Source organism: Pseudomonas sp. 32_A (assembly GCF_017490905.1).
GTDB lineage: Bacteria > Pseudomonadota > Gammaproteobacteria > Pseudomonadales > Pseudomonadaceae > Aquipseudomonas > Aquipseudomonas inefficax.
Window position 1 is genome coordinate 1 of record NZ_JAFGYI010000173.1, and the last position, 527, is coordinate 527.

Genomic DNA, 527 nt, shown 5'->3' on the forward strand with positions numbered 1-527 from the left:
CTTATATAAAGCTGAATTAACTATTCCTGCATCTTTTGAAATTGCTTCTCAGTGTGAATCCGAGGATGACATTGAACAGTTAATGCGTTTGAAGATGCGCGATTGCTTCGCAAATTGCAACATAATGTCTCGTATTGTTAACGATATACAAAATCTTCTTGAAATCCCAATTGACGATCAAATTACTGTTGATGTAATACATTTGTGGGACGATAAGGAACTTCTAGTAGCTTCTGGCGTAAATTACAGTGAGTTGAATTGATATGCCGTTAACCGTAATTACGATGACTAATTGTCCACTATCTTTGAGGGGCGATCTAACTAAGTGGATGCAAGAAATTGCTACAGGCGTTTACGTCGGCAATTTCAACAGTAGAGTCCGAGAAGAATTATGGAAGCGTATAGAAGACAGTGTTGGAAATGGTGCTGTAACAATGAGCTTTTCTTCCAGAAATGAAATTGGCTACGATTTTAAAACTATTCATTCGCATCGTGAGGTGGTTTATTCGGATGGATTACCTCTGGTA

Annotated in this window: 2 protein-coding genes; both read left to right on the forward strand. The window is 38.0% G+C overall.

Annotated features, from left to right (window positions below; genetic code table 11):
• The coding region (locus J5M58_RS26140) for a hypothetical protein (RefSeq protein ID WP_207880228.1) at positions 1 to 262 on the forward strand (262 nt) is incomplete at its 5' end.
• Position 263: 1 nt separating this feature from the next.
• A partial coding sequence (cas2e, locus tag J5M58_RS26145; RefSeq protein WP_207880230.1) for a type I-E CRISPR-associated endoribonuclease Cas2e occupies positions 264 to 527 on the forward strand: 264 nt, incomplete at its 3' end.